21 protein-coding genes and 2 pseudogenes are annotated in these 24,033 nt (G+C 58.5%); 8 read left to right on the top strand and 15 right to left on the bottom strand.

All coding sequences use genetic code 11. The features are described 5' to 3' along the window. Positions 1 to 14: 14 nt before the first annotated feature. The 8 genes from KOSB73_RS06215 to KOSB73_RS06180 all read right to left on the bottom strand — a co-directional run bounded on the left by KOSB73_RS06215 (position 15) and on the right by KOSB73_RS06180 (position 9,102). The gene (locus KOSB73_RS06215; protein WP_049088580.1) at positions 15 to 1,076 is read right to left on the bottom strand and encodes an SIS domain-containing protein; all 1,062 of its coding nucleotides are present in this window, start codon (positions 1,074 to 1,076) and stop codon (positions 15 to 17) included. A 12-nt stretch (positions 1,077 to 1,088) separates the two neighbouring features. After that, entirely contained in the window at positions 1,089 to 1,940 is an 852-nt protein-coding gene (locus tag KOSB73_RS06210; RefSeq protein ID WP_049088581.1) for a PTS system mannose/fructose/sorbose family transporter subunit IID, read from the bottom strand. After that, a complete protein-coding gene (locus KOSB73_RS06205) occupies positions 1,918 to 2,697 on the bottom strand; it encodes a PTS mannose/fructose/sorbose/N-acetylgalactosamine transporter subunit IIC (protein ID WP_098140327.1) in 780 nt (259 codons plus the stop codon). Before KOSB73_RS06205 ends, KOSB73_RS06210 begins: the two co-directional genes overlap by 23 nt. Before the next feature lie 16 nt (positions 2,698 to 2,713). Continuing rightward, entirely contained in the window at positions 2,714 to 3,184 is a 471-nt protein-coding gene (locus KOSB73_RS06200) for a PTS sugar transporter subunit IIB (protein WP_024360411.1), read from the bottom strand. Between the two features lie 14 nt (positions 3,185 to 3,198). After that, positions 3,199 to 3,621, bottom strand: coding sequence for a PTS sugar transporter subunit IIA (locus tag KOSB73_RS06195; protein WP_049088586.1), 423 nt, complete (start codon positions 3,619 to 3,621; stop codon positions 3,199 to 3,201). 99 nt (positions 3,622 to 3,720) lie between these two features. Continuing rightward, on the bottom strand, positions 3,721 to 6,486 hold the full coding sequence (locus KOSB73_RS06190) for a sigma-54-dependent transcriptional regulator (protein ID WP_049088587.1): 2,766 nt from the start codon (positions 6,484 to 6,486) through the stop codon (positions 3,721 to 3,723). A 136-nt stretch (positions 6,487 to 6,622) separates the two neighbouring features. Next, the gene (locus KOSB73_RS06185) at positions 6,623 to 8,068 is read right to left on the bottom strand and encodes a tagaturonate reductase (RefSeq protein WP_049088588.1); all 1,446 of its coding nucleotides are present in this window, start codon (positions 8,066 to 8,068) and stop codon (positions 6,623 to 6,625) included. 11 nt (positions 8,069 to 8,079) lie between these two features. After that, positions 8,080 to 9,102 (bottom strand): zinc-binding alcohol dehydrogenase family protein, encoded by a 1,023-nt coding sequence (locus tag KOSB73_RS06180; protein ID WP_004134210.1) that lies wholly within the window; start codon positions 9,100 to 9,102, stop codon positions 8,080 to 8,082. Between the two features lie 139 nt (positions 9,103 to 9,241). Here KOSB73_RS06180 and KOSB73_RS06175 point away from each other — a divergent pair, with 139 nt between their 5' ends. After that, on the top strand, positions 9,242 to 10,156 hold the full coding sequence (locus KOSB73_RS06175) for a GntR family transcriptional regulator (protein WP_004134209.1): 915 nt from the start codon (positions 9,242 to 9,244) through the stop codon (positions 10,154 to 10,156). Positions 10,157 to 10,335: 179 nt separating this feature from the next. Then, positions 10,336 to 11,697, top strand: a complete 1,362-nt coding sequence (locus KOSB73_RS06170; RefSeq protein WP_004134208.1) for an MFS transporter — start codon at positions 10,336 to 10,338, stop codon at positions 11,695 to 11,697. A 3-nt stretch (positions 11,698 to 11,700) separates the two neighbouring features. Here the strand turns inward: KOSB73_RS06170 and KOSB73_RS06165 are convergent, their stop codons facing one another. Continuing rightward, positions 11,701 to 12,537, bottom strand: coding sequence for a GNAT family N-acetyltransferase (locus KOSB73_RS06165; protein ID WP_049088592.1), 837 nt, complete (start codon positions 12,535 to 12,537; stop codon positions 11,701 to 11,703). Between the two features lie 32 nt (positions 12,538 to 12,569). On the opposite strand from KOSB73_RS06165, the gene KOSB73_RS06160 reads away from it, so the two are divergent. Then, positions 12,570 to 13,103 (top strand): GNAT family N-acetyltransferase, encoded by a 534-nt coding sequence (locus tag KOSB73_RS06160; protein ID WP_004134206.1) that lies wholly within the window; start codon positions 12,570 to 12,572, stop codon positions 13,101 to 13,103. Between the two features lie 70 nt (positions 13,104 to 13,173). Then, positions 13,174 to 14,037, top strand: coding sequence for a MurR/RpiR family transcriptional regulator (locus tag KOSB73_RS06155; protein ID WP_004134204.1), 864 nt, complete (start codon positions 13,174 to 13,176; stop codon positions 14,035 to 14,037). Here the strand turns inward: KOSB73_RS06155 and KOSB73_RS06150 are convergent. From KOSB73_RS06150 to KOSB73_RS06130, 5 genes are all read right to left on the bottom strand, one after another. Further along, complete coding sequence (locus KOSB73_RS06150) at positions 14,034 to 14,633, bottom strand: 2-dehydro-3-deoxy-6-phosphogalactonate aldolase (protein ID WP_098140326.1); 600 nt, start codon at positions 14,631 to 14,633, stop codon at positions 14,034 to 14,036. The genes KOSB73_RS06155 and KOSB73_RS06150 overlap by 4 nt on opposite strands. Then, a complete protein-coding gene (locus tag KOSB73_RS06145) occupies positions 14,620 to 15,492 on the bottom strand; it encodes a 2-dehydro-3-deoxygalactonokinase (RefSeq protein WP_098140325.1) in 873 nt (290 codons plus the stop codon). The genes KOSB73_RS06150 and KOSB73_RS06145 overlap by 14 nt, the downstream gene beginning before the upstream one ends. Beyond that, positions 15,489 to 16,976 carry a sodium:solute symporter family protein gene (locus KOSB73_RS06140; RefSeq protein WP_098140324.1) on the bottom strand — a complete coding sequence of 496 codons (1,488 nt, stop codon included), beginning with the start codon at positions 16,974 to 16,976 and terminating at the stop codon, positions 15,489 to 15,491. The genes KOSB73_RS06145 and KOSB73_RS06140 overlap by 4 nt, the downstream gene beginning before the upstream one ends. 102 nt (positions 16,977 to 17,078) lie before the next feature. Next, the gene (locus KOSB73_RS06135; protein WP_004134199.1) at positions 17,079 to 17,471 is read right to left on the bottom strand and encodes a RidA family protein; all 393 of its coding nucleotides are present in this window, start codon (positions 17,469 to 17,471) and stop codon (positions 17,079 to 17,081) included. A 10-nt stretch (positions 17,472 to 17,481) separates the two neighbouring features. Further along, positions 17,482 to 18,921 carry an N-acyl-D-amino-acid deacylase family protein gene (locus tag KOSB73_RS06130; protein ID WP_049088595.1) on the bottom strand — a complete coding sequence of 480 codons (1,440 nt, stop codon included), beginning with the start codon at positions 18,919 to 18,921 and terminating at the stop codon, positions 17,482 to 17,484. A gap of 201 nt (positions 18,922 to 19,122) precedes the next feature. Between KOSB73_RS06130 and KOSB73_RS06120 the strand changes: the two genes are divergently transcribed. After that, on the top strand, positions 19,123 to 20,337 hold the full coding sequence (locus tag KOSB73_RS06120) for an amino acid deaminase (protein WP_098140323.1): 1,215 nt from the start codon (positions 19,123 to 19,125) through the stop codon (positions 20,335 to 20,337). A gap of 117 nt (positions 20,338 to 20,454) precedes the next feature. On the opposite strand, the gene hpaR is transcribed toward KOSB73_RS06120, so the two are convergent. Beyond that, positions 20,455 to 20,892 (bottom strand): homoprotocatechuate degradation operon regulator HpaR, encoded by a 438-nt coding sequence (gene hpaR, locus KOSB73_RS06115; RefSeq protein WP_004133165.1) that lies wholly within the window; start codon positions 20,890 to 20,892, stop codon positions 20,455 to 20,457. A gap of 153 nt (positions 20,893 to 21,045) precedes the next feature. Between hpaR and KOSB73_RS31475 the strand changes: the two are divergent. The 3 genes and pseudogenes from KOSB73_RS31475 to hpaE form a co-directional block, all read left to right on the top strand. Further along, positions 21,046 to 21,120 (top strand): annotated as a pseudogene (locus KOSB73_RS31475) (hypothetical protein); the annotation flags it as partial. Between the two features lie 56 nt (positions 21,121 to 21,176). Further along, positions 21,177 to 22,570 (top strand): annotated as a pseudogene (locus tag KOSB73_RS31470) (fumarylacetoacetate hydrolase family protein). Then, positions 22,567 to 24,033, top strand: coding sequence for a 5-carboxymethyl-2-hydroxymuconate semialdehyde dehydrogenase (hpaE, locus tag KOSB73_RS06095; RefSeq protein ID WP_024360422.1), 1,467 nt, complete (start codon positions 22,567 to 22,569; stop codon positions 24,031 to 24,033). Before KOSB73_RS31470 ends, hpaE begins: the two are co-directional and overlap by 4 nt.

Here is a 24,033-nt window from a genome sequence, read left to right as displayed (position 1 = left end):
TTTCTCCTGAATAATCAGATTTTACTTTTTAATACGCGGTCAAAATCGTCAAATATACGTTTCGCCAGATCGATGCCTTTCAGTCCGGCAGTATGCCAGGCAAGCATCTGGACAGGGACAATCAGCAGCAGCGGCGCGAGGTGATGCTCACAAGGGCAGTTTAGCGCCAGCGTGTGCGCATTCTCTTCGTCGCTCAGCGTCAGCGTAAAGGCCCGGGCAATCGACGGCGCCATATAGTCCCGCAGCGCGCGAGTACGAATATCCGGCGCATCTTCAATAAACAGCATCACATGACGGGCATTCGCCTCCAGATAGGGGCCGTGCATATAGGCCTCAAGCTCAAAGCCGCTGGAAGGCACGCGCACCGTCTCGGTAAATTTGGTTTCGAACTCCTTCGCCACGCCAACCAGCGCGCCATAGCCGGTGGCGACAAAGCGCTCGCCGCCCCGCAGCGTTTCGCCATGCCGCTCGATAAACCGCGAGGTGCGGGCTATCACATCCGGGATCGCCGCCGCCAGCCGTTGTAATTCATCAAGATAATGCTGCTCCTCGGCCTCGCTGGCTTTCCCCTGGCTGCGGGCGATCATCAGCGCCATCAGCAGCAAATTCAGCACCGTCGCGCTAAATCCGCGGGTGACAAACCCCACGCTCTCAATGCCGGTATTGATATCCAGAACGCCATCGCAGGCCAGGGCTATCGGGCTTTGCGGGTCGGAGGTCAGGGCAAAAACCGGCAGGCTCAATGCCTGGACCTTACGCATCGCCTCCAGCGTCGAGGCGCTTTTTCCGCTTTGTGAAATCGCCACCACCAGATCGGTATGCGGATCGACCGCCTCATAATGCGTAAAGTTGTACGGCTCTTTAATCTCCACCAGCACGCCGAAACGCTGTTCAAAGAAATAGCGCGCGCACAGGGCGGCGTTGAGCGACGATCCGGTCGCCAGCAGCAGAATGCGGCGCACCGGGTGCTGGCGGGCAAAGTCCTCAATCGCCGCCAGCTTTTGCCGGTAATCGCGCAGGATCTGCGTCAGACAGGCCGACTCTTCGCTGATATAGGTCATCATCGTTGGTACCATTTTCGCCTCCCGTTAAAACAAGCCAATCCACGAACCCACAATGCCCACCAGCGCCATGCCGCCGATAATCGAGAGCGGCTTAACCTTGCGCCCCAGCAGCCAGTAGACGATGCCGAAACTCACCAGCGGCAACATGCAGGGCAGAATGTCGTTGATAATGTCCTGCACCTGGGTTTTCGCCTCCCCGGCGCCGAAGGAGACAGGAATAGTGATATCAATCATTGAGGCGGTCATCGCCCCCACCACCATCAGGCCGATAATCGACGCCCCGTAGGTCAGGCTCTCCATCATTCCGCTCTTCTGGATCCGCTGCAGCACCCCGGTGCCCAGCACATAGCCCCAGCGGGTAAAGAACCAGCGCACCAGGATATGGGGCACGTTAAACACCAGCAGAAACAAGATTGGCCCGAGAATATTGCCCTTCAGCGCCAGACTGGTGCCGATGCCGGTGGCTATAAGGCGCAGCGTGCCCCAGAAAAAGGAGTCCCCCAGCCCGGCCAGCGGCCCCATCAGCGACGCTTTAACGTTATCAATCGCGTTGGCGTCCATATTTTTCTGCTGGCTGTTTTTCTCCTCCATCGCCGTGGTGATCCCCAGCAGCAACGTGACGATATGCGGCGTGGTATTGAAGAACACCAGATGCCGTTTCAACGCTGCGGCCAGCTCCTCTTTGCGCGGATAGAGCTTTTTCAGCACCGGAATCAGCGCGTAAACAAAGGCGAGATTCATCTGCCGCTCATAGTTCCACGAGAACTCCATCTGGAAGGAGCGCCAGAACACCCGGCGTAGATCGCGCGGCGTAATGCGAGTTTCGTCCTGCTCCTGCGGCTGCAGGGTCTCTTCAGAAATCATCTTCGTCGTCATCGCTGACTCCTTGTTCTGTCGTCGTACGAGTTGCGCGCAGCGCGGTAACGTTAACCATCACCACCGCCACGATAGCGCCGAGAATGGCGATGCCGGTCACCGGGATTTTCAGGTAGGCCATCAGCACGAAGCCAAGGAAAAAATACGGCGCGACTTTCTTGTTAATCAGCAGCCTGGCGAGCATCGCGAAGCCGAGGGCCGGAATGATGCCGGTAGCGACGCTGAGCCCGTGTTTGATAAATTCCGGGATGGTATCGAGCAGGGATTTCACCGCGTTGCTGCCGACCAGGAATGAAACGGTCACCACCGTGGCCAGCATCAGCGACAGCCCGAAGCCGGCAATCAGATGCATCCGCTCAATGCCCCGCGTATCCGCCCGTTCCGCGTAGCCGTCAGCCTTCTGGCTAAGCATCGGGATAAACATCCCCAGATAAACGTTTTTCAGGATCAGCGTCAGGGTGGCGATAGGCAGGCCAAGCAGCAGCGCCGTTTCCGTTCCCGCGCCGGAGGTAATGGCGAACGCCACCCCGAGAATGCCGCCGGTCACCACGTCAGGCGGTATCGACGCGCCGACGGAGAAAGATCCGATAAACGCCAGCTCGAGCGTCGCGCCCATGATCACGCCGGTCTGCACATCCCCCAGCACCAGCCCGGTCAGCAGCCCGGTGACGATTGGCCGCGAAATCAGCGACGTCCCTAATGCATATTCCGATTGCGCGATAAACGCCACCAGACCCAGTAAGAGAGCCTCTACCATAATCTGTCCTCCGGAATTAAACGCATTCCGCAAAAAGCTGTTTGCGATCGTTAGGGACCTGGCGGATCTCAACCTCGACGCCTTTCCCGACCAGTTGCTGCAGCTGCTCTATCTCTTCCGGGAGTAAATTAATCGCCTTAGAGATATTTTTACTGCCCTCTTTAGCCTTAATCCCACCGAGATTAATGCTTTTTATTTCCGCGACGGCGCTGGCAATACGCCAAGCGTCATTCACCGACTCCACGACGATAAAGAGATTATATTTATCCGTAACGCCGCTTTTTATCGCCTCAATAGCGTCGTCAATATTTTTAATCACCAGCTTTACCGAAGGCGGCTTGGCGAGCTTAATCGTGGTTTTTCGCAGCTCATCGGTGGGGACATTATCGTTGGCAATTAAAATGCAATCGGCCCCGACATACTGGGTCCAGGAAAAGGCGACCTGGCCGTGGAGTAATCGATGGTCTACCCTTAATAGCGTAATCATGGTGTTCCCTCATTTCAGAAGTCTTTATCAACGGTCATCGCACTGGCAATCGTGTGATTGCAGTACTGAATGCTCTCTTTGGCGCTTATTAATGCTTCAGAAATTAATTTTTCGCTATTCTCTTCCCCTGCGGAAATGAGCAAATCAATAATTAGCGGCAGATTTAAACCGGACAATAAATGAAAGCGCGGACGCGATAAAAAGCGCACAAATTCATTATTGACGCTACCGGCGAAAATATCGGTAATCACGATCAGTTCATCCTCGGCGGGAAAACGCGCCAGCAGCGTCTCCACCTGCTGCGTCAGGTCGGCCTCCTCCTCCACATAGGCGCACAGAGTATGAATATCCGGCTGCTTACCGAGGATCAGCTCCACGGAGTTCAGCAGGCCGTTAGCAAAGGTGCCATGGCTGGCAAAAATATAGTGTCGTTTCATCCTTACCTCGAAAGCGCATTCCACTGCTTTCTTAATTGCAACCGGCGTGCCAGAAACAGTGGCGCGCCGGTTAGCGCAAGGACGAACGGAGGAAGGGAACTAAAACTCTTGATCTTCCTGAATAAATTCTGTTTCCCGCGTCAGGATATCGTGAATGTAATACAGCTCCACGGCGGGGATTTTGACACTATAACCGCTCTCAATGACACTAAAGGCCTCGCGCAGAATAACCAGCTCGCTCTCCGGACACTGCCTTCCGGAATAATGGGATGGCGACGCGTTGCGGATCAGGCGCTCAATCAGACAGCTGATATGCACGTACAGCGCCACCTTGCGATCGTTGGGCACGTCGCAGCCGGCCAGATGCTCATAGCGCAGTAAAAACTGCTCGACCTGATTGATCACTTTACCGGTATCAAGGATCGTCACCGACTCGATCACCCGGCGCAGCGAGAAATTTTTCAGGATCAGGTTATTGATCTCGCTGACCTGTTCAGAGGAGGCCAGCTCGCCGAAGATACGCATCAGCGGGCGGCTGCCCTGGCCGGAAATCAGCGAATCCAGCGAGATCCACGGCAGATCGGCAAGATGCGGATCGAGAGTACCGACGATAGCCAGCACCTCGTAGCGGCTGAGCATCGGCTCCCGCCGCGCGGGATCGGCGAGCGTGTCCACATCGCAGGCCACAATATCGATGCCGAGCGCTTCGGGAATACTGGCTTTTAACAGCGCCGACAGATTCGCCGCCGCCCCCAGGCCGGTGGCGCAGGTCGTGAGAATCGCCCGCGGTTTGTCCGCCTGCGGATAATAGAGCTGATGCTCAACCGCGAGGTCATCGCCAATCTCACGGACAATATCTTCCAGCATATCGCCCTGCAAAATCCGCTCCCCGACGTACATCGCCATCCCGGTCGAGACGTTATTAATAATCGCCACCGGCGTGGTCAGACGGCGGTTAAAGTGGCTGTGAATGGCGTTCAGCGATCCCATATCGACCAGGATGATCAGCCCGGAGGCCAGCGCGTGGCTCTCGATACAGGCCATCACCTGGTCGGCGATAGCCTCCGGCGTCACGTCGAGCGACATATCGAATGACTCAAACAGCTGGCTTTTCAGCAACCGGTTCGCCACGTTGGCGATGCTGCTGGCGGTGGCGTAGCCGTGGGCGAGAACGATCGCCCGGGTAACCTGCTGCTGGCTGATGGCGCCGTTTTTCTGTAACCACAGCACCAGCAGCAGCAGATCAATGCGCCGGGGTTCAATATCCAGCTTCAGCGCCAGCGCGGCGAGGATCTCTTCACAAAAGCGATACAGCAGCGGAAACTTTTGCGCCAGGAAATCCTCCAGCTGGCGGCTTTTCTCGGTGCTCATGGTGGAGTGCGCCTGACGAGAGCGATGTATCAGGTAGTGGCTAAGGGCGTAAATACAGTTGCCGTTAAACTGGATATTGAAGCGCTTTTCAAGGCGATAAAACTCTTCCCGCGCCTGATGAGTCAGCAGCAGCAGCAGATGCGAACTATTAGCATCGTGATTATCGAAAATCAGCCGATCGAAGAGGGTTTCAATCTCCTCGCCCATGCTTTTTTGCGCCTCTTCCCAGACCGTTTTTTTACTTAATACCGCTTCATATAGCGCCAGAACGCGGCACTGAGTATCGTAGATCAGCCCCTGAACCGGATCGCGCGCGCGCAGCAGCCAGACCAGACTGGTCTGCGGTTCGATAAGCAGCGGCTCCTGCTGGCCCATCGGTTCGCTGAGCGCTGGCGTCGCGGCCATGATATTTTCCGGCAGATCGTGCAGCGTGACGTTAAGCATCTCGCTGCCCGGACACCTGGCCCAGGCCGACGCAACGGCGTACTTCACCACATTCTTCAGCTCACCGACGTTACCGCGATAAACATAGTGCGTCAGCACCTGTAGCAGCCGGGGCGTCAGCTGCAGCCGGGCGGCCAACGTGCGCGCCTCCTGCCAGAAAAACTGCAGCGTTAACGCTTCTTTTTCGTGGCGGCTGCGGTTTTGTAAATCAGGCAGGCTAACGAGGATCGGAATACGGCGAATAAAGGTGGTCAGAAAAGTGCTGTGAATATCTTCGGTAGTGGCAAACACCAGCCGCAGAGAAATCGGCATCCCCTGCGCCGTTTCCCCCACCCGATAGATCTCCTTGCGATCCAGCCAGGTGAAGAGCTTCTCCTGCCCCTGCGCATCCAGACGATGGACTTCATCGAGAAACAGCACGCCGCCGTTTGCCGCCTCAAAGGCCCCGGCTTTATCCCCCTGCGCGCCGGTAAACGCGCCTTTAACGTAGCCAAACAGGTTGGCGGCCAGCAGCTCCGGATTACTGGCGTACTGGGCGCAGTTGAAGCTGACAAAGGGCGCATCGGGCGCCAGCAGTCCCTGGGCGATGGCAAACTCGTGCATCAGCTCCGCCATATAGCTCTTACCGGTACCGCTGTCGCCGGTAATCAGCAGCGGTAGGCCGCCGTTAGGATAAAACAGCGCGGTTTTCATCTGTTCGATAGGCTTGCGCAGGCTGCCGTCATGGCCGGTCAGCAATGAGAAATGATCCGCCTGCTCCGGCTGTCGGTCGCTCTCCGCCAGCAGCTCCGCCATGCTGACGTACTCGCTGCGCGAAAGAGGGAAAAACTGCTGGCAGAAGGCGGCCTTATGCAGAAAATAGACCGGCCGGGTATTGATCTTCACCAGCACATCCTGGGCCACCAGTTGATTCAGGTAGTGGCTGGCGGTGTTTCTTTGCATCGCAAAACGCCCGGCGAGATAGCTGGCGGTAAAGACCTCGCTCAGATTATCCGGATCAAAAAAATCGGTCTGATTTTGCAGAAAAGCCAACAGTTCCGTTTTACGCATCGCATCCCCCCTCTTCGCCTGTCAGGGGCTTATGATGCGGGAAATCCGCCAGGCGTTGGCGCTTAATTCATTTTTTGCGGTTCAGAGCACAAAAAAAAACGACGCCCAAATCCGCGGGCGCCGCACAACAAACCGACTACAGCCGCGACAGGGCCTCCCGCATCCCCGCGCTCAAAATCACTTCCAGATACCGCGTGACCTGTTCGGCAAGCCCCTGTATTGCCGTCAGATCCTCACCCCAGTGCGCGGTATCCTGCAAAACCTCCGTCACCAGCTCACCCAGCGGGCGGCCCTGGGCCACCTGTGCCCACCCTTCAGCAAAACGAGTTAACCAGACGTCATCATCCTGTAACGGATACGTCTGCCCGTCACGCTGGCCGCGGTAGAAGGCGATAAGCGCCGCCAGGGCGAAGGTTAAGCGCGGCGGAATGACGCCATGCTGGCGGGTATTCGCCAGCAGCTGCGGCAGGATCCGGGTGCGAAACTTGGTCATCCCGTTCAGGGCGATGGAGAGCAGCTGATGGCGGATAAACGGGTTGAGAAAGCGTCCGGTAACGGCATCAGCAAACTGGCGTAGCTCATCGGCGGGCAAATCCAGCGCCGGGATAATCTCCTCGTCGATGGTTTGCTGCACATAGTGGCGAATGGCTTCGTCGCGCATCGCTTCGCCGACGGTATCCACGCCGCACAGCCACGCCACCGGGACCAGCGCGGTGTGCGCGCCGTTAAGAATGGCGACTTTGCGCTCTTTGTAGGGCCGGATATCCTCTACGATATGAATATTGAGCGGGCAGCGGTCAAGCCGCAGCTTTTCCGCCAGCGCCCGCGGTCCCTGGATAACGAACAGCCAGAAATATTCGGCGGTATCGAGGAAAGCATCATGGTAGCCCAGCTCCGCCTCCAGCTTTTCTGCTTCATCACGCGGGTAGCCGGTGACGATGCGGTCAACCAGCGTTGAACAAAACGTATTGGCGGTCTCAACCCAGTCGCGAAAAGCCGCGGGCAATTGCCACTCTTCGGCGTAGCGCAGCACCAGCGCCTTCAGCGCTTCGCCGTTGTAGTCAATCAGCTCACACGGGATAATCGTCCAGCCCTTATCCGCTGCGCCGTTGAAATGGCGGAACCGTTCGAGCAGCAGCTGGGCCAGCTTCGCCGGGAAACTCACCGGCGGCTTATCGTCAGGCCGGTCTCCGGCGTGATAGCTGATGCCCGCTTCGGTGGTATTTGAAAATACGAACGCGATCGCCGGATTTCGAGCCAGCGCCAGATAGCTGGCAAAATCCTGCCAGGGATTAATTTCATTGTTTACGGAGCGAATAATCCGCGCCTCGCTCACCGCCTCGCCGCGTTCGTCCAGCCCACGGATCACCGTGGTGTAGAGTCCGTCCTGGGTATTGAGCGACGGCGGAAACTCGGTGTTGATCGGGCGAACGATGGTCACGCCTGCCGCCAGATCGGTTTTCTCATTCAACAGATCCAGCTGCCAGTCGATAAATGCCCGCAGGAAGTTGCCCTCGCCGAACTGAATCGCGCGCGTCGGGTACTGAGGCCCGGGAAAATCTTGTCTGTTTAACGATTTCATAAGCTTACCTGCTAAAAATGAATGACGCCTTTGATCAGCTGGCGATTATTAATCACTTCGCTTTCGTAAATGTCCGCCAGCGATCTGAAATCGTAACGGTGGGTCAGCATCATCCTGGCGGTGATTTTCCCCTCGGCCATCAGCCGCCCGACTTTGGCAAAATCCTCTTCCGTCGCATTGCGGCTGCCCATCATGGTGGTCTCTTTCTTATGAAATTCCGGGTCTGAGAACTGCAGTTCACCTTTAAACAGGCCAACGAATATGATGCTGCCGCCGTGGCGGATTAAATTCACCGTGTTGTTCATCGCATGCTGATTCCCGGTGGCGTCGATCACTTTTTGCGCCAGAGAACCGCCGAAGGCTGCGCACAGCTGTTCGATAAACTGCGGGTCGGAAGGATCGAGGGTGCTCAGGCCGAGATGCTGCGCCACGTGTTCGCGCCGCGCTGGACTGGTGTCCGCCACCACCACCTGCGCCCCGTCGGCTTTGGCGATAGCCGCCGCCCCAAGGCCGATGGGGCCCGCGCCAACCACCAGCACCTGCTCTCCCGCCCGGATAGCGGCGCGACGCACCGCGTGGGCGCTGATGGCGAAGGGTTCAATCAGCGCCGCGGCTTCCGGCTCGACGTCATCCACCACCAGCAGATTTTTGACCGGCACGCTGAGGTACTCGCTAAACCCGCCGTCCCGATGCACGCCGATAACGGAAATCTTCTCGCAGCAGTTTGTCCGGCCGCTCAGGCAGGCCGGACACTGGCGGCAGGCGACGTAGGGAATGACGGCAACCTGCTGGCCGCTTTTCAGATTAAGAATATTTTTACCAAGCCCGATTATCTCGCCGCATATTTCATGACCAAGAACGCGCGGATAGCTAAAAAAAGGTTGATTGCCGCCCCATGCGTGAATATCCGTGCCACAAATCCCCACCGTTTTTATTTTAATGAGAACCTCATCGTCACCGGGAATGGGAATCTGGCGTTTTTCCCAGTGAAATTTTTTGGGTTCTTGACACACTAGCGTATTCATCGACGTCATAATAATTGCCTCCGTATTTGTTGGCTTAGATATCGATGAAAAACAGAGGTGAGAATAAATTCATTGCAAAAATTGTGAAATCTCGCGCACAAAACTGTTTTAAATCCGGCTTTAATAGCGAAAAAACAGGAAACCTATTATGAGCCGCTCGCAAAATCTTCGTCACAACGTCATTAACCAGGTCATTAACGATATGGCGCGCGGCTTTCTCCCCTCGCCGCTACCCTCACAAAGCGCGCTGGCGGAGATGTACAACATCAGCCGCACCACCGTGCGCCACATCCTCAGCCACTTATGCGAGCGCGGCGTGCTGCACCAGGTCAAGCAGGATTACCAGATCCTCCGCCAGCCGGAGGTGCAGGACGGCTTCGATGGCGCCAGCGCCTCGCTGGCCGAACAGAATCGTCTCTTCGAACAGGCGTTTTTCACCATGATCAACCAGCGCCAACTGCGCGCCGGGGAGATGTTCTCCGAGCTACAGCTGGCGCGGGCGGCGGGCGTCAGCCCGGTGGTGGTCAGAGAGTTTTTGTTGAAATTCAGCCGCTACAACCTGATTGAAAGCGAAAAGCGCGGCCAGTGGAACATGAAGAAGTTTGAGTTATCCTGGGCCGAGCAGTTGTTCGAACTGCGGGAAATGCTGGAAACCCACGCGCTTCAGCACTTCCTCAACCTGCCGGATAACGACGCCCGCTGGCTGCAGGCCAGAACCCTGCTTGAGCGCCATCGCGCCCTGCGGGACAGCATCGGCGACAGCTTTCGTATGTTTTCGCAGCTCGATCGCGACTTTCATACGCTGCTGCTGTCCGCTGCGGAAAATATATTTTTTAATCAATCACTTGAAATTATTTCCGTGATCTTCCACTTTCACTATCAGTGGGATGAAAGCGATCTTAAACAGCGCAATATCATCGCCATTGATGAACATATGACCATCCTCAGCGCCCTCATCTGCCGCAGCGATCTGGACGCCAACCTGGCGCTGCGTAACCACCTGAACTCGGCGAAGCAATCGATGATTAACTCGCTCAAACAGAGCGAATCCCTGGCTCATTAAGTACCGATTAAAAACAGAAAATGATTATCAGCAGCACAAATCTCAAAACATAAACCAATGCCGTAAAAAAGGTTATTTATGCTGAAAACAAGTCGACTTACTTTACTGTGAAATAGGTGGGTGGTGTTTAAACCATTCGATGTCACTTGTCGTTCAAATAGAATAGCCAGGAGTCAGGCGTGGAACAACAAAATATAACTATCGACCCGCAGACAACCTTTAAAAAAGGGAAAGCGGAGACGATTTCAGTTCCGTTAGATAATACGTTAACGCGTAGCACTCGCATTAAAAAAATTCAGACAACGGCAATGATCCTGTTATTTCTTGCGGCGGTAATCAACTACCTCGACAGAAGTTCATTGTCCGTCGCGAACTTAACGATTCGCGAGGAGTTGGGGCTGAGCGCCACCGAAATCGGGGCGCTGCTGTCCGTTTTCTCGCTGGCCTACGGTATCGCCCAGCTCCCCTGCGGGCCGCTGCTGGACCGTAAAGGTCCGCGCATCATGCTCGGGCTGGGTATGTTTTTCTGGTCGCTGTTTCAGGCGGTCTCCGGAATGGTGCACAGCTTTACCCAGTTCGTGCTGGTGCGTATCGGCATGGGGATCGGCGAAGCGCCGATGAACCCCTGCGGCGTCAAGGTGATCAACGACTGGTTTAATATTAAAGAGCGCGGCCGCCCGATGGGTTTCTTTAACGCCGCGTCGACCATTGGCGTCGCCATCAGCCCGCCAATCCTGGCCGCCATGATGCTGATGATGGGCTGGCGCGGGATGTTTATCACCATCGGCTTGCTGGGGATCTTCGTCGCTATCGGCTGGTATATGCTCTATCGCAACCGGGAGGATATCGCTCTCACCGCCGACGAGCAGGCCTACCTTAACGCCGGGAGCGTCAACGTTCGCCGCGACCCGCTAAGCTTTGCCGAATGGCGCAGCCTGTTTAAAAACAAAACCATGTGGGGAATGATGCTGGGCTTCAGCGGCATCAACTATACCGCATGGCTGTATCTGGCCTGGCTGCCGGGCTACCTGCAAACGGCATATAACCTCGATCTGAAAAGTACCGGTTTTATGGCCGCCATTCCTTTCCTGTTCGGCGCCGCCGGGATGCTCATCAACGGCTACGTCACCGACTGGCTGGTCAAAGGCGGCATGGCGCCGATCAAAAGCCGCAAAATTTGCATTATTGCCGGGATGTTCTGCTCCGCCGCCTTTACCCTTGTTGTGCCGCAGGCCACCACCTCTATCGTCGCGGTGCTGTTAATCGGTATGGCGCTGTTCTGCATCCACTTTGCCGGCACCTCCTGCTGGGGATTGATTCACGTCGCGGTGGCCTCAAGGATGACCGCGTCCGTCGGCAGCATCCAGAACTTCGCCAGCTTTATCTGCGCCTCCTTTGCGCCGGTGGTGACCGGGTTTATCGTCGATACCACCCATTCATTCCAGCTGGCGCTGATTATCTGCGGCTGCGTGACCGCCCTCGGCGCGCTGGCCTATATTTTCCTGGTCCGACAGCCGATTAGCGACCCGCGTAACGGCTGAATCTTAACGCCCTGCCGACGGCAGGGCGCTCAAGGCCGCGCTCATCTCATACTGTTTTAATGCCATGGGCGTATAGCCGGCGGCGTGAAACAGCGGCGTAAAGCGCTCCGGGATGGTCACCGACGTCCCGAGGCCGGGAAAGCGTTGGGCGAGCGTCCTCAGCATTTCCTGTCCCAGCCCGCGCCCGCGGGCGGCGGGATCGACCCATAAAAACTGCAGCTGCGGCCTGCTGGATAAGGTCGCCAGCACGGCGAAAGCCTGCTGATGAAGGCTCAACGCCCGGCACGGGAGGGTGCTGAAGGTTAGCGGGTCCATCAGCCACGGCAGCTGGCCGTTAATCTCGGCGCCGGCCCTGCGCGTCAGCGCCAGCACGTCATACTCCTGCAATACGGATGACTCCCCGCTCGCGGCCTGCGCGCTCAGATAGCCGCACAGCCCGTGCCGCACCTCGAAGCCCAGCGATTGATACAGCGCCACCGCGGCATGGTTGTCGCGGATAACCTCCAGCCACATCCGCCGTACGCCCTGCGCGCGCAGCGCGTCGATAAGCGGCGTCATCAGCCGGCGGCCAACGCCCTTTCCGCGATACGCGGGCCGCACCGCGAACGCCGCCAGCCGGGCTTCATCGCCGCGTCGGGCGACGACCGCCATCGCGGCGGGGACATCACCATCCAGCCAGACGCGAGAATCCAGCAGGCTCAGCCCTTCGGCGCTAAAACGCTGGACAAAAACCTCCACCGACAGCGTGACGGGAACGAGATAATCTTCGAAACAGTCGCAGAGGATCGTCGTCAGCTGCTCAATGCTGAACTGGGTGGCGGGAACGGCGGTAAGCTCCATACATTTCTCCCGGAGGCTGCTATGCTGAGGTGATGAAAACTAACACTATAACCGCCGCCGCGACGTTACGCCTGACTGAGGAGAACGATATTCCCCTCCTGCCTGCGATTGAGCGCTCGGCGGCCCAGGCTTTTCGCCAGATCCCGGCGCTGGCATGGCTGGCGGAAAGCGATGTGATAAGCCCCGAGCGTCACCGGCTGTTTCTCGAAACGGACCACAGCCTGCTGGCCGTAGCCGATGAACACCCGATCGGCTTCGTGCTGACCGAACCGCTGGACGATGCGCTGTTTATCGTGGAGATCGCCGTCCATCAGGCGTGGCAGGGGCGAGGCGTTGGCCGCATGATGCTGGAGCAGGTTATAGCGACAGCCCGTCAGGCGGCGTATCCGGCGGTCACGCTCACCACCTTCCGCGACGTGCCGTGGAACGCGCCGTTCTACACGCGCCTCGGATTTTCAATGCTGAACGAGCTAAGGCTACCGGCAGGGCTGGCGGCGAAAAGAGATCTGGAGACGGAACACGGGCTAGCGCCGGAAACGCGCTGCGCCATGCGCTTAGCGCTGTAGCCTTCGTCGCTGCTTTCAGCGTCTGAATATGGTACAAAGTATCATTCCAAATTAACCCGTTGATACCCGTATGTCCTCGCCAATCGATATCATTTCCTGCATTACCGATCGCTTTGTTGAACTGACGGCGACCGAAAAGCGCATCGCGCAGTTTATTCTCGATGATGTCGCGGCGGCGGCGGCGCTGCCCATCGCGGAGATGGCGCGTCTGACCCATACCAGCCAGGCCTCGGTCACCCGCTTTGCCCGGGCGCTGGGCTGCAAAGACGTCCGCGAGCTGAAGATGAAGCTCGCGCAATCCCTCGCGGTCGGGCAGCGGTTTATCCTCGATGTGCCGGACCTTGAAGGCGTACAGGGGATCTACGAGTCGATCATCGGCGTGCTGGAGACCAACCGGCGGGCGCTGGATCTTGAGGCGCTGAAGCGTGCGGTGAGCTGGCTGAGCGACGCGCGGCAGATCCTCGCCCTCGGGATGGGCGGCGGCTCCACCATCTGCGCCCAGGAGATCCAGTATCGCCTGTTTCGCCTCGGCCTGCCGGTGGTCAGCCAGAATGACGGTCTGCTGGTGCGTATGATGAGCTCGGCGGTAACGCCAAAGGATGTGGTTATCGTGCTGTCCTTAGGCGGCTATACCCAGGAAATCATTGAAAGCGCGGCGATTGCCAGCCAGTACGGCGCGAAGGTGATTGCGATTACCCCTGCCGGAACGCCGCTGGCGGAACAGGCGGATCTGGTGCTGCCGCTGCTGGTGCGCGAAAACGACTATATCTTCAAGCCCAGCACTTCGCGCTATGCGATGCTGGCGATGGTTGACGTGCTGGCCACCGAACTGGCGATGGCCAACAAGACCCAGGCAAAAGGCAGGCTGCGCCGCATTAAGCTGGCGCTCGACAGCCACCGCGGCGGCGTCGACCGGCAGCCGCTGGGTGACTAAACCGCGCTGGCGGCGATAAACCTCTCCGCCTGCTGACGGGTACGCTCCACGGCCTGCCCGGCGCGATAAAGATCGCTTCCCAGACCGGCGCCGGCGCACCCCGCCCGCACCCAGCTCGCCAGATTCTCCGGCGTCACGCCGCCGACCGCCAGCACCGGTACCTTCGGCGGCAGCACCGCTTTCAGCGCCCGAATGTAGTCCGGGCCGAATGCGGAAGACGGGAAAATCTTCAGCCACTGCGCCCCGGCGTCCAGCGCGCTAAACGCCTCGGTCGCCGTGGCGCATCCGGCGCAGACCCGCATTCCGCGCGCCACCGCCCGGCGAATCACCTCCGGCTGAGTATTCGGCGTCACGATAAGCTTCGCCCCGGCGTCGGCCAGAAAATCGACCTGTTCAACCTTAAGCACCGTGCCCGCGCCAATCACCGCCCGTTCGCCAAAGCGCGCGACCATCTGCGGAATGCTCTGCCGCCAGTCCGGTGAATTAAGCGGGATTTCAATATAGCGGAAGCCCGCGCCCACCAGCGTCGCAATATGCTCCGCCGCCTCAGCGGGGCGGATGCCGCGTAAAATCGCCACCAGTTTAATCGTGTCCATGCATTATCCTCGCCATGCCGTTCAGCAATGCCTCATCGCCGCTGCAGCGGTTAACCGTCATTCCATGCGCCCTCATCGCCCGACTGTAGCGGGCGTTCAGCGCCGGGTCGCCGACCAGCGTGACGGTAGAGGGGCGGTAACGCTGGCCCATGACCGCCACCTCCGCGCCAATCAGCAAGCCGGAGAGATAGTCGCTGACCGAGGTCGCCGCCAGCGCCCCGAGTACCCTGGCGGCCCTGGCGACAAACAGTTCGCTCACCAACGACGGCTGCGCCAGCCCTTTTTCCAGCCCCCGCTCAAACGCCGCCTCGTCCGGCTGCTGGGCCGGTAGCCCTTTGCCGAGCAGCGACTGCGTCATCAGCAGATGATGCAGTTCCCCGGTCATCGCCGTGACAAAATGGCGCACCGCGCCGTCCTCCATCTGCACCCATTTACAGTGGGTGCCCGGCAGCACATAACACTCCGCCGGCGCCAGCTGCCAGGCCCCCAGCAGCTGCGTCTCTTCGCCGCGCATCACGTTGTAATCCCCGGCCTGGTCCATCTTGAGGCCGGGAATAATCCACACGTCTTCGGCCACGGCGCAAAGCTGCTGCCCCGGCGCGTCAATCGCCGCCGGGCAGGCAAGATAGGGCACCGCCTGCCAGCCGGCATCACTGCCGATCATCCCGGCCATCAGCACCGGCAGCGTCGCCGCGCCGCGCCAGGGCGCCAAATGCTCCTCGAATACGTCGGCGGGCGCCCGCCCGTTCAGGCGGGTGATGCCCAGCGGCAGCTGCTTCGTTTCGACGCACTGGCCGTTGCGAATCAGCCAGCCGCGCAGCTGGGTGGAGCCCCAGTCGACGGCAATATAGTCCCTCATTGCGCTTCTCCTGAGGCCTGCGCCACCGCTGTTTTCGCCGGCGCCGCCTGCCCTTCCCGCTCCAGGGTAATCATCTCCAGCGCTTGCTGACGGCTGATTTTGCTGGCAGGCGTCATTAACGTGACAAAAACAGCGGAAACGAAGCTGCCGACGACCGACGGTATGCACGGGTTGCCCCAGTAAGCCAGCCAGTCGGCCTTAATCAGAACCACAATAGAGACCAGCATGCCGCTCAGCAGCGCGGTTAACGCGCCCTGCCAGTTAAAGCGCAGCCAGAAGCGGCCCAGAATCGAGCAGACGAACAGCCCGGACATCAGCATGGAGATCATTTTGGTGATATAGCTGATGATATCGTTCGAGGTCAGGGCGAAGATCATCGCCAGGCCGATAACAAACGCCAGCATCCAGCGCGACAGCGTAATGGCTTTATCTGCCGGGGGCATTTTCCCGGTAACGAGGGTATAAACATCGCGCATCATAATAGCGACGGCGGCTATCGCATCGGAGCTGGCCGAAGACATGGTGGCGGAAAGCCCGGCAATCAGCACCACCAGCCCCAGCATCGCCGGCAGGAAGCTGGTCGCGAACAGGAAGGCGTAATTGCTGTTCTCCAGATGGGGGTTCATCGTCCATGCCGCCATGCCGATAATCGCCGGTAGCACCGAGAAAAACAGATACAGCACGCCGGTATAGACAAACGAGCGGCGCACCGAAGAGACGTCTTTCCCCGAGTAGATACGCTGACGATAGGAAGGGGTCGCCAGTACGCCGACGCCGATGACCATCGCCAGCGATAGCGCTGGCATCACCCCGAGCTTGTCAACGGCAAACAGGCTCATCGCCTTAGGATCCATCGCCTGAACAATGGCATCCCATCCCCCCACGTGAACCACGGCCAGAATCGCCATCAGAATAAAACCGAAAAACAGAATTAATGCCTGAATGGTATCCGTCCACACCACCGCAGAATAACCGCCGATGATGACGTAAATCGCAAAAGCCAGAGCGATAATAATTTTTGCCAGCGTCAGATTTATTCCCGTCGCCCAGGATAAATACATGCTGCCGCCAAGAATATGCGCCCCCAGCCAGCCAATCGAGGCAATAAATATCATTATGCCGACGATATTTTTAATTAAATGGCTGCCGCCGGTATAATACGACAGCTCCTCGCTCATGGTCATAAAACGGAGTTTACGCACCGGCGCAAACAGCCAGGCCACCAGCAGAATACCGATCGCCCCGCCCACGCCGTACAGCATGCCGGCCCAGCCGTTGCTGTAGCCGAAGCCTACGGCGCCCATGCTTGAACCGGTTCCCACCATGGTCGCCACGGTGGAACCCAGCGTCAGAATAAGCGGTAAGGAACGGCCGCCGAGTAAAAAATCTTCACCGCTTTTTTGATTACGCGACACGTACCAGCCAAGCCAAATCATGGCCAACGCGTAAATAATAAAGCCGACTAAAAAGATATGACTATTCATAATTCACATCCTGCCAGTTGAGTAGGTAAAAGGTAAAAGGCTACGGAGCGCTGAATGAATTCAGCGCTCAAAATTCTGTTTATATTTCTGATGAATAAATTTTTATACGCGAGCCGCGTTATAACAGGTCACATCCACTTCGACTTTACAATCCACCACCAGGTCCGCGACGCAGCAGATACGGGCAGGCGGGTTGTCGGCAAAGAACTCGCGGAACACTTTATTGAACGACTGAAAATAGCGCGAATCGGTGAGGATCACCTTGACGTGCACCACGTCGGCCAGGCTGTAGCCCGCTTCGTTCATGATATCCACACAGTTCTGAATCGCCAGCCGCGACTGCTCGACAATCCCGCCCTCCACCACTTCACCGTCCTTCATCGGCGTCTGACCGGAGACATACAGCCAGCCTCCCGCCTCCACCGCGCGCGCGAACGGCAGATGCTGCCCGCCGGTGCCGGTACCGCCTTCCACGCCATAACGTTTAATACTCATCTTTCACTCCTCAGTTCATTTGGCGGCGCAGGAAACGCCCCGCACGCCCGATAATCTTTTTATCGCTGCCGTAGCTCATCACGCCGTTGACCATCACCGCCTCAATACCGTCCGCCGGTTGTTTCGGGTCGGAGAAGCTGGCGACATCGCGCACCGTCTGCGGATCGAACAGCACCAGATCGGCGAAATAGCCCACTTTCACCAGCCCGCGATCGGCGAGCTGGAAACGCGCCGCCGACAGCCCGGTCATTTTGTGAATAGCGGTGGTCAGCGGAAACAGCCTTTCATCGCGGCTGTAGTGGCCTAATACCCGAGGGAAAGCGCCCCACAGCCGCGGATGCGGCATCGGATCGTTCGGCAGACCGTCAGAGCCGATCATCGTCACCGGATAACGCAGTACCCGCCGTACGTCCTGCTCATCCATGTTGTAGTAAATGGCCCCGGCGGGCATCAGCCGCGCCGCCGCCTCATGCAGGCTAACCTGCCAGCCGTCGGCAATCTGCTGCAGGGTTTTCCCGGCCTCTTCCGGCTGCGCTTCCGACCAGGTGATGACGATGTCGAACTCATCGGTCACCTGCTTCATATCCAGCGTCGATGAGCTGGCGGAATAGGGGTAGCAGTCGCAGGCGATCTCCTGGCGCTGGCGCATTTCATCAAAGAAGGCCAGCGTCTCACGGGTGCGACCCCAGTTTTTCGCGCCGGCGCACTTGTGGTGCGAGACCACCACCGGCACGTTGCCGTGGCGGCCAATGCGGAACGCCTCATCGAGCGCATCCAGAATCGGCTCGAACTCCGAACGCAGGTGGGTGGTATAAATTCCCCCCTCTGCCGCCAGTTCCTCGGCCAGCGCCATCACCTCTTCGGTGGTGGACTGAAACGCGCTGGCGTAGGCCAGCCCGCTGCTCAGGCCAAGCGCGCCCTGGCGCAGCGCGTCGCGCAGCTGGACGCGCATCCCGGCGATTTCGGTTTGCGTTGCCGGGCGGAACAGATCGTCCATATGATTATTACGCAGCGCGGTATGGCCAATCAGCGTGCCAACGTTCAACGACGGCTTCGCCGCCTCCACCGCGTGGGCGTAAGCGTCCACGGTGGGGTAAATAAAGTGCTCCTGCTCGCCCAGCAGGTTCATCGGGTCCGGCACGCCGTCGCGCAGGGTCGCCGTCGCCGCGCTGATCCCGCAGTTGCCGACAATCACCGTCGTCACCCCCTGGCTCAGCTTGGGCAAATAGGCCGGCATACGGATGACGTTAATGTCGTCATGGGTATGCACATCGATAAATCCGGGCGCCAGCACGCGCCCCTGCCCGTCAATCACCTGCTCCGCCGGCAGGTTTAGCGCCGGGGCCACTTCCACAATTCGATCGCCCTTCACCGCCACGTCGCCGCGAAACTGCGGTCCGCCGCTGCCGTCAATGACCGTGACGTTTTTGAAAAGCCAGTTAACTTTCATCGCAATTACTCCCTTTCAACTCTGCCGACAAGTTAACCATTTACAAGGCGGAAAAACAGTGGAAAACTACGCAAAAACCAGATCAAATTATGATACTTTTATTCATAAATAACGAAATAAAGCAAATAAATATATGTTTTTCAATTAATTATAATTGATACTCAGCTTTAATCCGAGCTTAAACCCTGAAAGGATAATGTTATGAAATACCATCAAGATACGCTGATTCCGCATAAGGCCGCCGTCATGTCCGCCCCGGCGAATCTGCTGGCGGAGGAGGTCTGCCTCCCTGCCGCGCTGCTGAAAAAAACGGCGCTGGAGAATAACATCGCCTGGATGCAGCGCTATGCCGACGCGCGCGGCGTCTCGCTGGCGCCGCACGGCAAAACGACGATGACGCCGTGGATTTTTCAGGCCCAGCAGCGGGCGGGCGCATGGGGGATCGGCGTAGGCAGCGCCTGGCAGGCTGGCGCGGCGATGGCCAGCGGGGTTGAGCGCGTCCTGATGGTCAATCAGTTGGTCGGCAGGGCGAATATGCAGGCGGTTTCGCGGCTGAAAGCGCATTACCGGGCGGCGGATTTTATCTGCTGTATCGATAGCCTCGCCAACGCCCGCGCGCTGTCGGCCTTTTTCAGCGAACGCCGGCAAACGCTGGACGTGCTAATTGAGCTGGGCGTGGCCGGCGGGCGCTGCGGCTGCCGCAGCGTTGACGATGCGCTAACCCTGGCGCAGGCCGTCGCGGGCCTTCCGGGCCTCAAGCTGCGCGGTCTCGAACTGTATGAAGGGGTGTTACACGGCGACGATCCGCAGCCGCAGGTGGAGGCTCTGCTGCGCCAGGCCGCTGATTTGGCCTGCCGGATGGAGCATCTGGTTGAGGGGGAGTTTGTGCTGACCGGAGCCGGTACCGTCTGGTACGACGTGGTGTGCAATATCTGGCTGGCGGCGAAGAAACCGGCGTGCTGCCGAATCGTTATCCGTCCCGGATGCTATATCACCCACGACCGGGGGATCTACGATATCGCGCAGAAAGCGCTGGTGGCGCGCGATCCGATCGCCTGCGATCTGGGCGGCGATTTAACCTCGGCGCTGGAGCTGATGGCGATGGTCCAGTCGGTGCCGGAAGCGGATCGCGCGGTGGTCAACTTCGGTAAACGCGACTGCGCCTTCGACGCCGGGCTGCCGCAGCCGATCGCCCGGTATCGCAACGGCGAGCGGCTGTCCGCAGAGGGGATCGAAAGCGTCGGGATCATGGATCAGCACTGTATGCTGCGCCTCGCGCCCGGCAGCGACGTGCAGGTCGGCGATATTCTGGTGTTCGGCACCTCGCACCCGTGCCTGACGTTTGATAAATGGAAAACCCTGCTGCTGGTGGATGAGCAGTATAACGTGCTGGAAGAGCTGGATACCCTGTTCTGAAGAACGCCTTCTCCCGGAGGCGGCGCGCTGCGCCTGTCCGGGCTACCAGACGGTAAACCGTAGCCCGGACAGGTGCGCCAGCACCGCCTCCGGGATGTTTTTCGCGCGGACAACGCATTACGCCTCTTCCTCGCCCCGCGTTCCATTCCCCAGGGCGATAAACTCCTCCAGCAGCGCGGTAAGCTGGCGCATTTTTTCGACGGTAAACTCGGCTTCTATCTGGCGATAGGCTTCTTCGACCTGGGCCTGGGCGCTTTCATACAGCTTCAGGCCCGCCGGGGTCAGCGAAACGTACAGCTTGCGCTGATCGTTAACCGGCTTTAAGCGCAGCACCAGGCCGTCGCGTTCCATACGGGTCAGGATGCCGGTCAGGCTCGGGCGTAAAATACAGGCGCGAAAGGCCAGGTCGTGAAAATCCATCGACGGATTTTCGGCGAGGATCCGCACGATACGCCACTGCTGCTCGGTAAGATTATGGCGTTTAACAATGGGCCGAAAGTGGGCCATCGCCGCTTCCCGCGCCTGCAGCAGCGCGATAGTTAACGAATCATGCATCACATACCTCTGAATGAAATTCCTCATCTGTTAATAAGTTAATAATTAGCCTTAATTGCCGCAGAAGGCAACCGGTTTCTGTCTTTGAAAAGTACCAGATGGTACAAAGAAATTTAATTACCAATTGATTTAAAACATAAAAATTAAAATTCTGTAAATATATTGTTAATCCGATCACAAAACATTCACTTCTGTTTGCCAAACCTTCCTGCAAAGCATAAAAGATGATCATTAACATATTAATGAAATTCGTTATTCCCAAATCTGCAGCAGAGGAGTGGTCAATGAAAGGCACCATCTTCGCCGTGGCGCTTAACCACCGCAGCCAGCTCGACGCCTGGCGCGAAGCGTTCCAACAGGCTCCCTATAAAACCCCGCCGAAGACCGCGGTCTGGTTTATCAAACCGCGCAACACCGTTATCGGCGACGGCGAGAGTATCCCCTATCCGGACGGTGAAACCGTGCAGAGCGGCGCCACCGTGGCGCTGATCGTTGGTAAAACCGCGCGCAAAGTCGCCGCAGAAGACGCTGCGGCTTATATTGCCGGGTACGCGCTGGCCAACGACATCAGCCTGCCGGAAGAGAGCTTCTATCGTCCGGCCATCAAAGCCAAATGCCGCGACGGCTTCTGCCCGCTGGGCGCCCTCGCGCCGCTCAGCAACGTCGATAACCTGACCATCATCACCGAAATCAACGGTCGCGAAGCGGACAGCTGGAATACCGCCGATCTTCAGCGCTCCGCCGCCGAGCTGCTAAGCGCCCTGAGCGAATTCGCCACCCTCAATCCCGGCGATGCGATTCTGATCGGTACGCCCCACACTCGCGTTACGCTGCGCCCCGGCGATCGCGTACGCCTTCTCGCCGAGGGCTTCCCGGCGCTGGAAAACCCGGTGGTTGCTGAAGGAGAGCTGGCATGAGACGAGCACGTATTGAGTGGCAAGGACAGCGGCACGATGTCCAGGTTAATGAACGCGGTCAGGTCAAGCTCGCCAACGGCAGTCTGCTTAAGGAAGGCGAGTTTCGCTGGCTGCCGCCCGCCAACGGCACCCTGTTCGCGCTGGGCCTGAACTACGCCGATCACGCCAGCGAGCTGGCGTTTACGCCGCCAACGGAGCCGCTGGTATTTATCAAAGCGCCCAACACCTTTATCGGCCACCGGCAGGAATCAGTGCGCCCGGATAACGTCGAGTACATGCATTACGAGGCGGAACTGGTGGTGGTGATTGGCAAAACCGCGCGTAAGGTCGCCGAAGCCGACGCTATGGCGTACGTAGCCGGCTACACCGTCTGCAACGATTACGCCATCCGCGACTACCTGGAAAACTACTATCGCCCCAACCTGCGGGTCAAAAGCCGTGACACCCTGACGCCGATCGGCCCGTGGATCGTCGGCAAAGAGGCGATCCCGGATCCGCATAACCTGGCGCTGTGCACCTGGGTCAACGGCGAACTACGCCAGCAGGGCACCACCGCCGATCTGATCTTCAGCATTCCGTTCCTGATCGCTTACCTCAGCGAATTTATGACCCTGCAGCCGGGCGACATGATCGCCACCGGCACGCCTAAAGGGCTATCGGACGTGGTGCCGGGCGATGAAGTGATCGTCGAAGTGGAGGGCGTCGGCCGTCTGGTCAACCACATCATCAGCCAGCAGGCATATGAGGAGAAGCTGTCATGAAAAAAATTAACCACTGGATCAACGGCAAAAACGTCGCCGGAAGCGACTATTTCCACACCACCAACCCGGCCACTGGCGAAGTGCTGGCGGAGGTCGCCTCCGGCGGCGCCGACGAGGTGAATCAGGCGGTGGCCGCGGCGAAAGAGGCGTTCCCGAAATGGGCCAATCTGCCGATGAAAGAGCGCGCGCGTCTGATGCGCCGGCTGGGGGATCTGATCGATCAGAACGTCCCGGAGATCGCCGCCATGGAGACTGCCGATACCGGTCTGCCGATCCACCAGACCAAAAACGTGCTGATCCCGCGCGCTTCGCATAACTTCGAGTTCTTCGCCGAGGTGTGCCAGCAGATGAACGGCAAGACCTACCCGGTTGACGACAAGATGCTCAACTATACCCTCGTGCAGCCGGTCGGCGTCTGCGCGCTGGTGTCGCCGTGGAACGTGCCGTTTATGACCGCGACCTGGAAGGTGGCGCCGTGCCTGGCGCTGGGTAATACCGCGGTGCTGAAGATGTCCGAACTGTCGCCGCTAACTGCCGACCGTCTTGGCGAGCTGGCGCTGGAAGCGGGTATTCCGGCGGGTGTGCTGAACGTGGTTCAGGGCTACGGCGCGACAGCGGGCGATGCGCTGGTCCGCCACCATGACGTGCGCGCGGTGTCTTTCACCGGCGGTACCGCCACCGGGCGCAACATCATGAAAAACGCCGGGCTGAAAAAGTACTCCATGGAGCTGGGCGGCAAATCGCCAGTGCTGATTTTCGAAGACGCCGATATTGAGCGCGCCCTCGACGCCGCGCTGTTCACCATCTTCTCGATCAACGGTGAACGCTGCACCGCCGGTTCACGCATCTTTATTCAGCAGAGCATCTATCCCGAGTTCGTTAAACGCTTCGCCGAGCGGGCGAACCGCCTGCGCGTCGGCGACCCGACCGACCCGAACACCCAAGTGGGGGCGCTGATTAGCCAGCAGCACTGGGAGAAAGTCTCCGGCTATATCCGCCTCGGCATTGAAGAAGGGGCGACCCTGCTGGCCGGCGGCGCGGATAAACCGACCGATCTGCCCGCCCATCTGAGAAACGGCAACTTCCTGCGGCCCACGGTGCTGGCGGACGTCGATAACCGCATGCGCGTGGCGCAGGAAGAGATTTTTGGCCCGGTAGCCTGTCTGCTGCCGTTTAAAGACGAGGCGGAAGGTCTGCGCCTGGCCAACGACGTGGAGTACGGCCTCGCCTCGTATATCTGGACCCAGGACGTCAGCAAAGTGCTGCGCCTGGCGCGCGGCATCGAAGCCGGAATGGTGTTCGTCAACACTCAGAACGTCCGCGACCTGCGTCAGCCTTTCGGCGGCGTGAAGGCCTCCGGCACCGGCCGCGAAGGCGGCGAATACAGCTTTGAAGTGTTCGCTGAAATGAAAAACGTCTGCATCTCGATGGGCGACCATCCGATCCCAAAATGGGGAGTCTGA

The sequence above is a fragment of the Klebsiella grimontii genome (genome assembly GCF_900200035.1).
Classification (GTDB): domain Bacteria; phylum Pseudomonadota; class Gammaproteobacteria; order Enterobacterales; family Enterobacteriaceae; genus Klebsiella; species Klebsiella grimontii.
Note: the sequence above shows the minus strand (reverse complement) of the source record. Positions and strands in the feature narration are given on the sequence as shown.

What these genes read in the sequence shown, in the direction of transcription:
- KOSB73_RS06145 (WP_098140325.1), bottom strand. Translation starts at nt 15,492, where the DNA reads ATGAGGGACTATATTGCCGTCGACTGGGGCTCCACCCAGCTGCGCGGC.
- KOSB73_RS06190 (WP_049088587.1), bottom strand. Translation starts at nt 6,486, where the DNA reads ATGCGTAAAACGGAACTGTTGGCTTTTCTGCAAAATCAGACCGATTTT.
- KOSB73_RS06205 (WP_098140327.1), bottom strand. Translation starts at nt 2,697, where the DNA reads ATGGTAGAGGCTCTCTTACTGGGTCTGGTGGCGTTTATCGCGCAATCG.
- KOSB73_RS06195 (WP_049088586.1), bottom strand. Translation starts at nt 3,621, where the DNA reads ATGAAACGACACTATATTTTTGCCAGCCATGGCACCTTTGCTAACGGC.
- hpaE (WP_024360422.1), top strand. Translation starts at nt 22,567, where the DNA reads ATGAAAAAAATTAACCACTGGATCAACGGCAAAAACGTCGCCGGAAGC.
- KOSB73_RS06135 (WP_004134199.1), bottom strand. Translation starts at nt 17,471, where the DNA reads ATGAGTATTAAACGTTATGGCGTGGAAGGCGGTACCGGCACCGGCGGG.
- KOSB73_RS06155 (WP_004134204.1), top strand. Translation starts at nt 13,174, where the DNA reads ATGTCCTCGCCAATCGATATCATTTCCTGCATTACCGATCGCTTTGTT.
- KOSB73_RS06120 (WP_098140323.1), top strand. Translation starts at nt 19,123, where the DNA reads ATGAAATACCATCAAGATACGCTGATTCCGCATAAGGCCGCCGTCATG.
- KOSB73_RS06185 (WP_049088588.1), bottom strand. Translation starts at nt 8,068, where the DNA reads ATGAAATCGTTAAACAGACAAGATTTTCCCGGGCCTCAGTACCCGACG.
- KOSB73_RS06180 (WP_004134210.1), bottom strand. Translation starts at nt 9,102, where the DNA reads ATGACGTCGATGAATACGCTAGTGTGTCAAGAACCCAAAAAATTTCAC.
- KOSB73_RS06130 (WP_049088595.1), bottom strand. Translation starts at nt 18,921, where the DNA reads ATGAAAGTTAACTGGCTTTTCAAAAACGTCACGGTCATTGACGGCAGC.
- KOSB73_RS06140 (WP_098140324.1), bottom strand. Translation starts at nt 16,976, where the DNA reads ATGAATAGTCATATCTTTTTAGTCGGCTTTATTATTTACGCGTTGGCC.
- KOSB73_RS06200 (WP_024360411.1), bottom strand. Translation starts at nt 3,184, where the DNA reads ATGATTACGCTATTAAGGGTAGACCATCGATTACTCCACGGCCAGGTC.
- KOSB73_RS06165 (WP_049088592.1), bottom strand. Translation starts at nt 12,537, where the DNA reads ATGGAGCTTACCGCCGTTCCCGCCACCCAGTTCAGCATTGAGCAGCTG.
- hpaR (WP_004133165.1), bottom strand. Translation starts at nt 20,892, where the DNA reads ATGCATGATTCGTTAACTATCGCGCTGCTGCAGGCGCGGGAAGCGGCG.
- KOSB73_RS06215 (WP_049088580.1), bottom strand. Translation starts at nt 1,076, where the DNA reads ATGGTACCAACGATGATGACCTATATCAGCGAAGAGTCGGCCTGTCTG.
- KOSB73_RS06150 (WP_098140326.1), bottom strand. Translation starts at nt 14,633, where the DNA reads ATGGACACGATTAAACTGGTGGCGATTTTACGCGGCATCCGCCCCGCT.
- KOSB73_RS06210 (WP_049088581.1), bottom strand. Translation starts at nt 1,940, where the DNA reads ATGACGACGAAGATGATTTCTGAAGAGACCCTGCAGCCGCAGGAGCAG.
- KOSB73_RS06160 (WP_004134206.1), top strand. Translation starts at nt 12,570, where the DNA reads ATGAAAACTAACACTATAACCGCCGCCGCGACGTTACGCCTGACTGAG.
- KOSB73_RS06175 (WP_004134209.1), top strand. Translation starts at nt 9,242, where the DNA reads ATGAGCCGCTCGCAAAATCTTCGTCACAACGTCATTAACCAGGTCATT.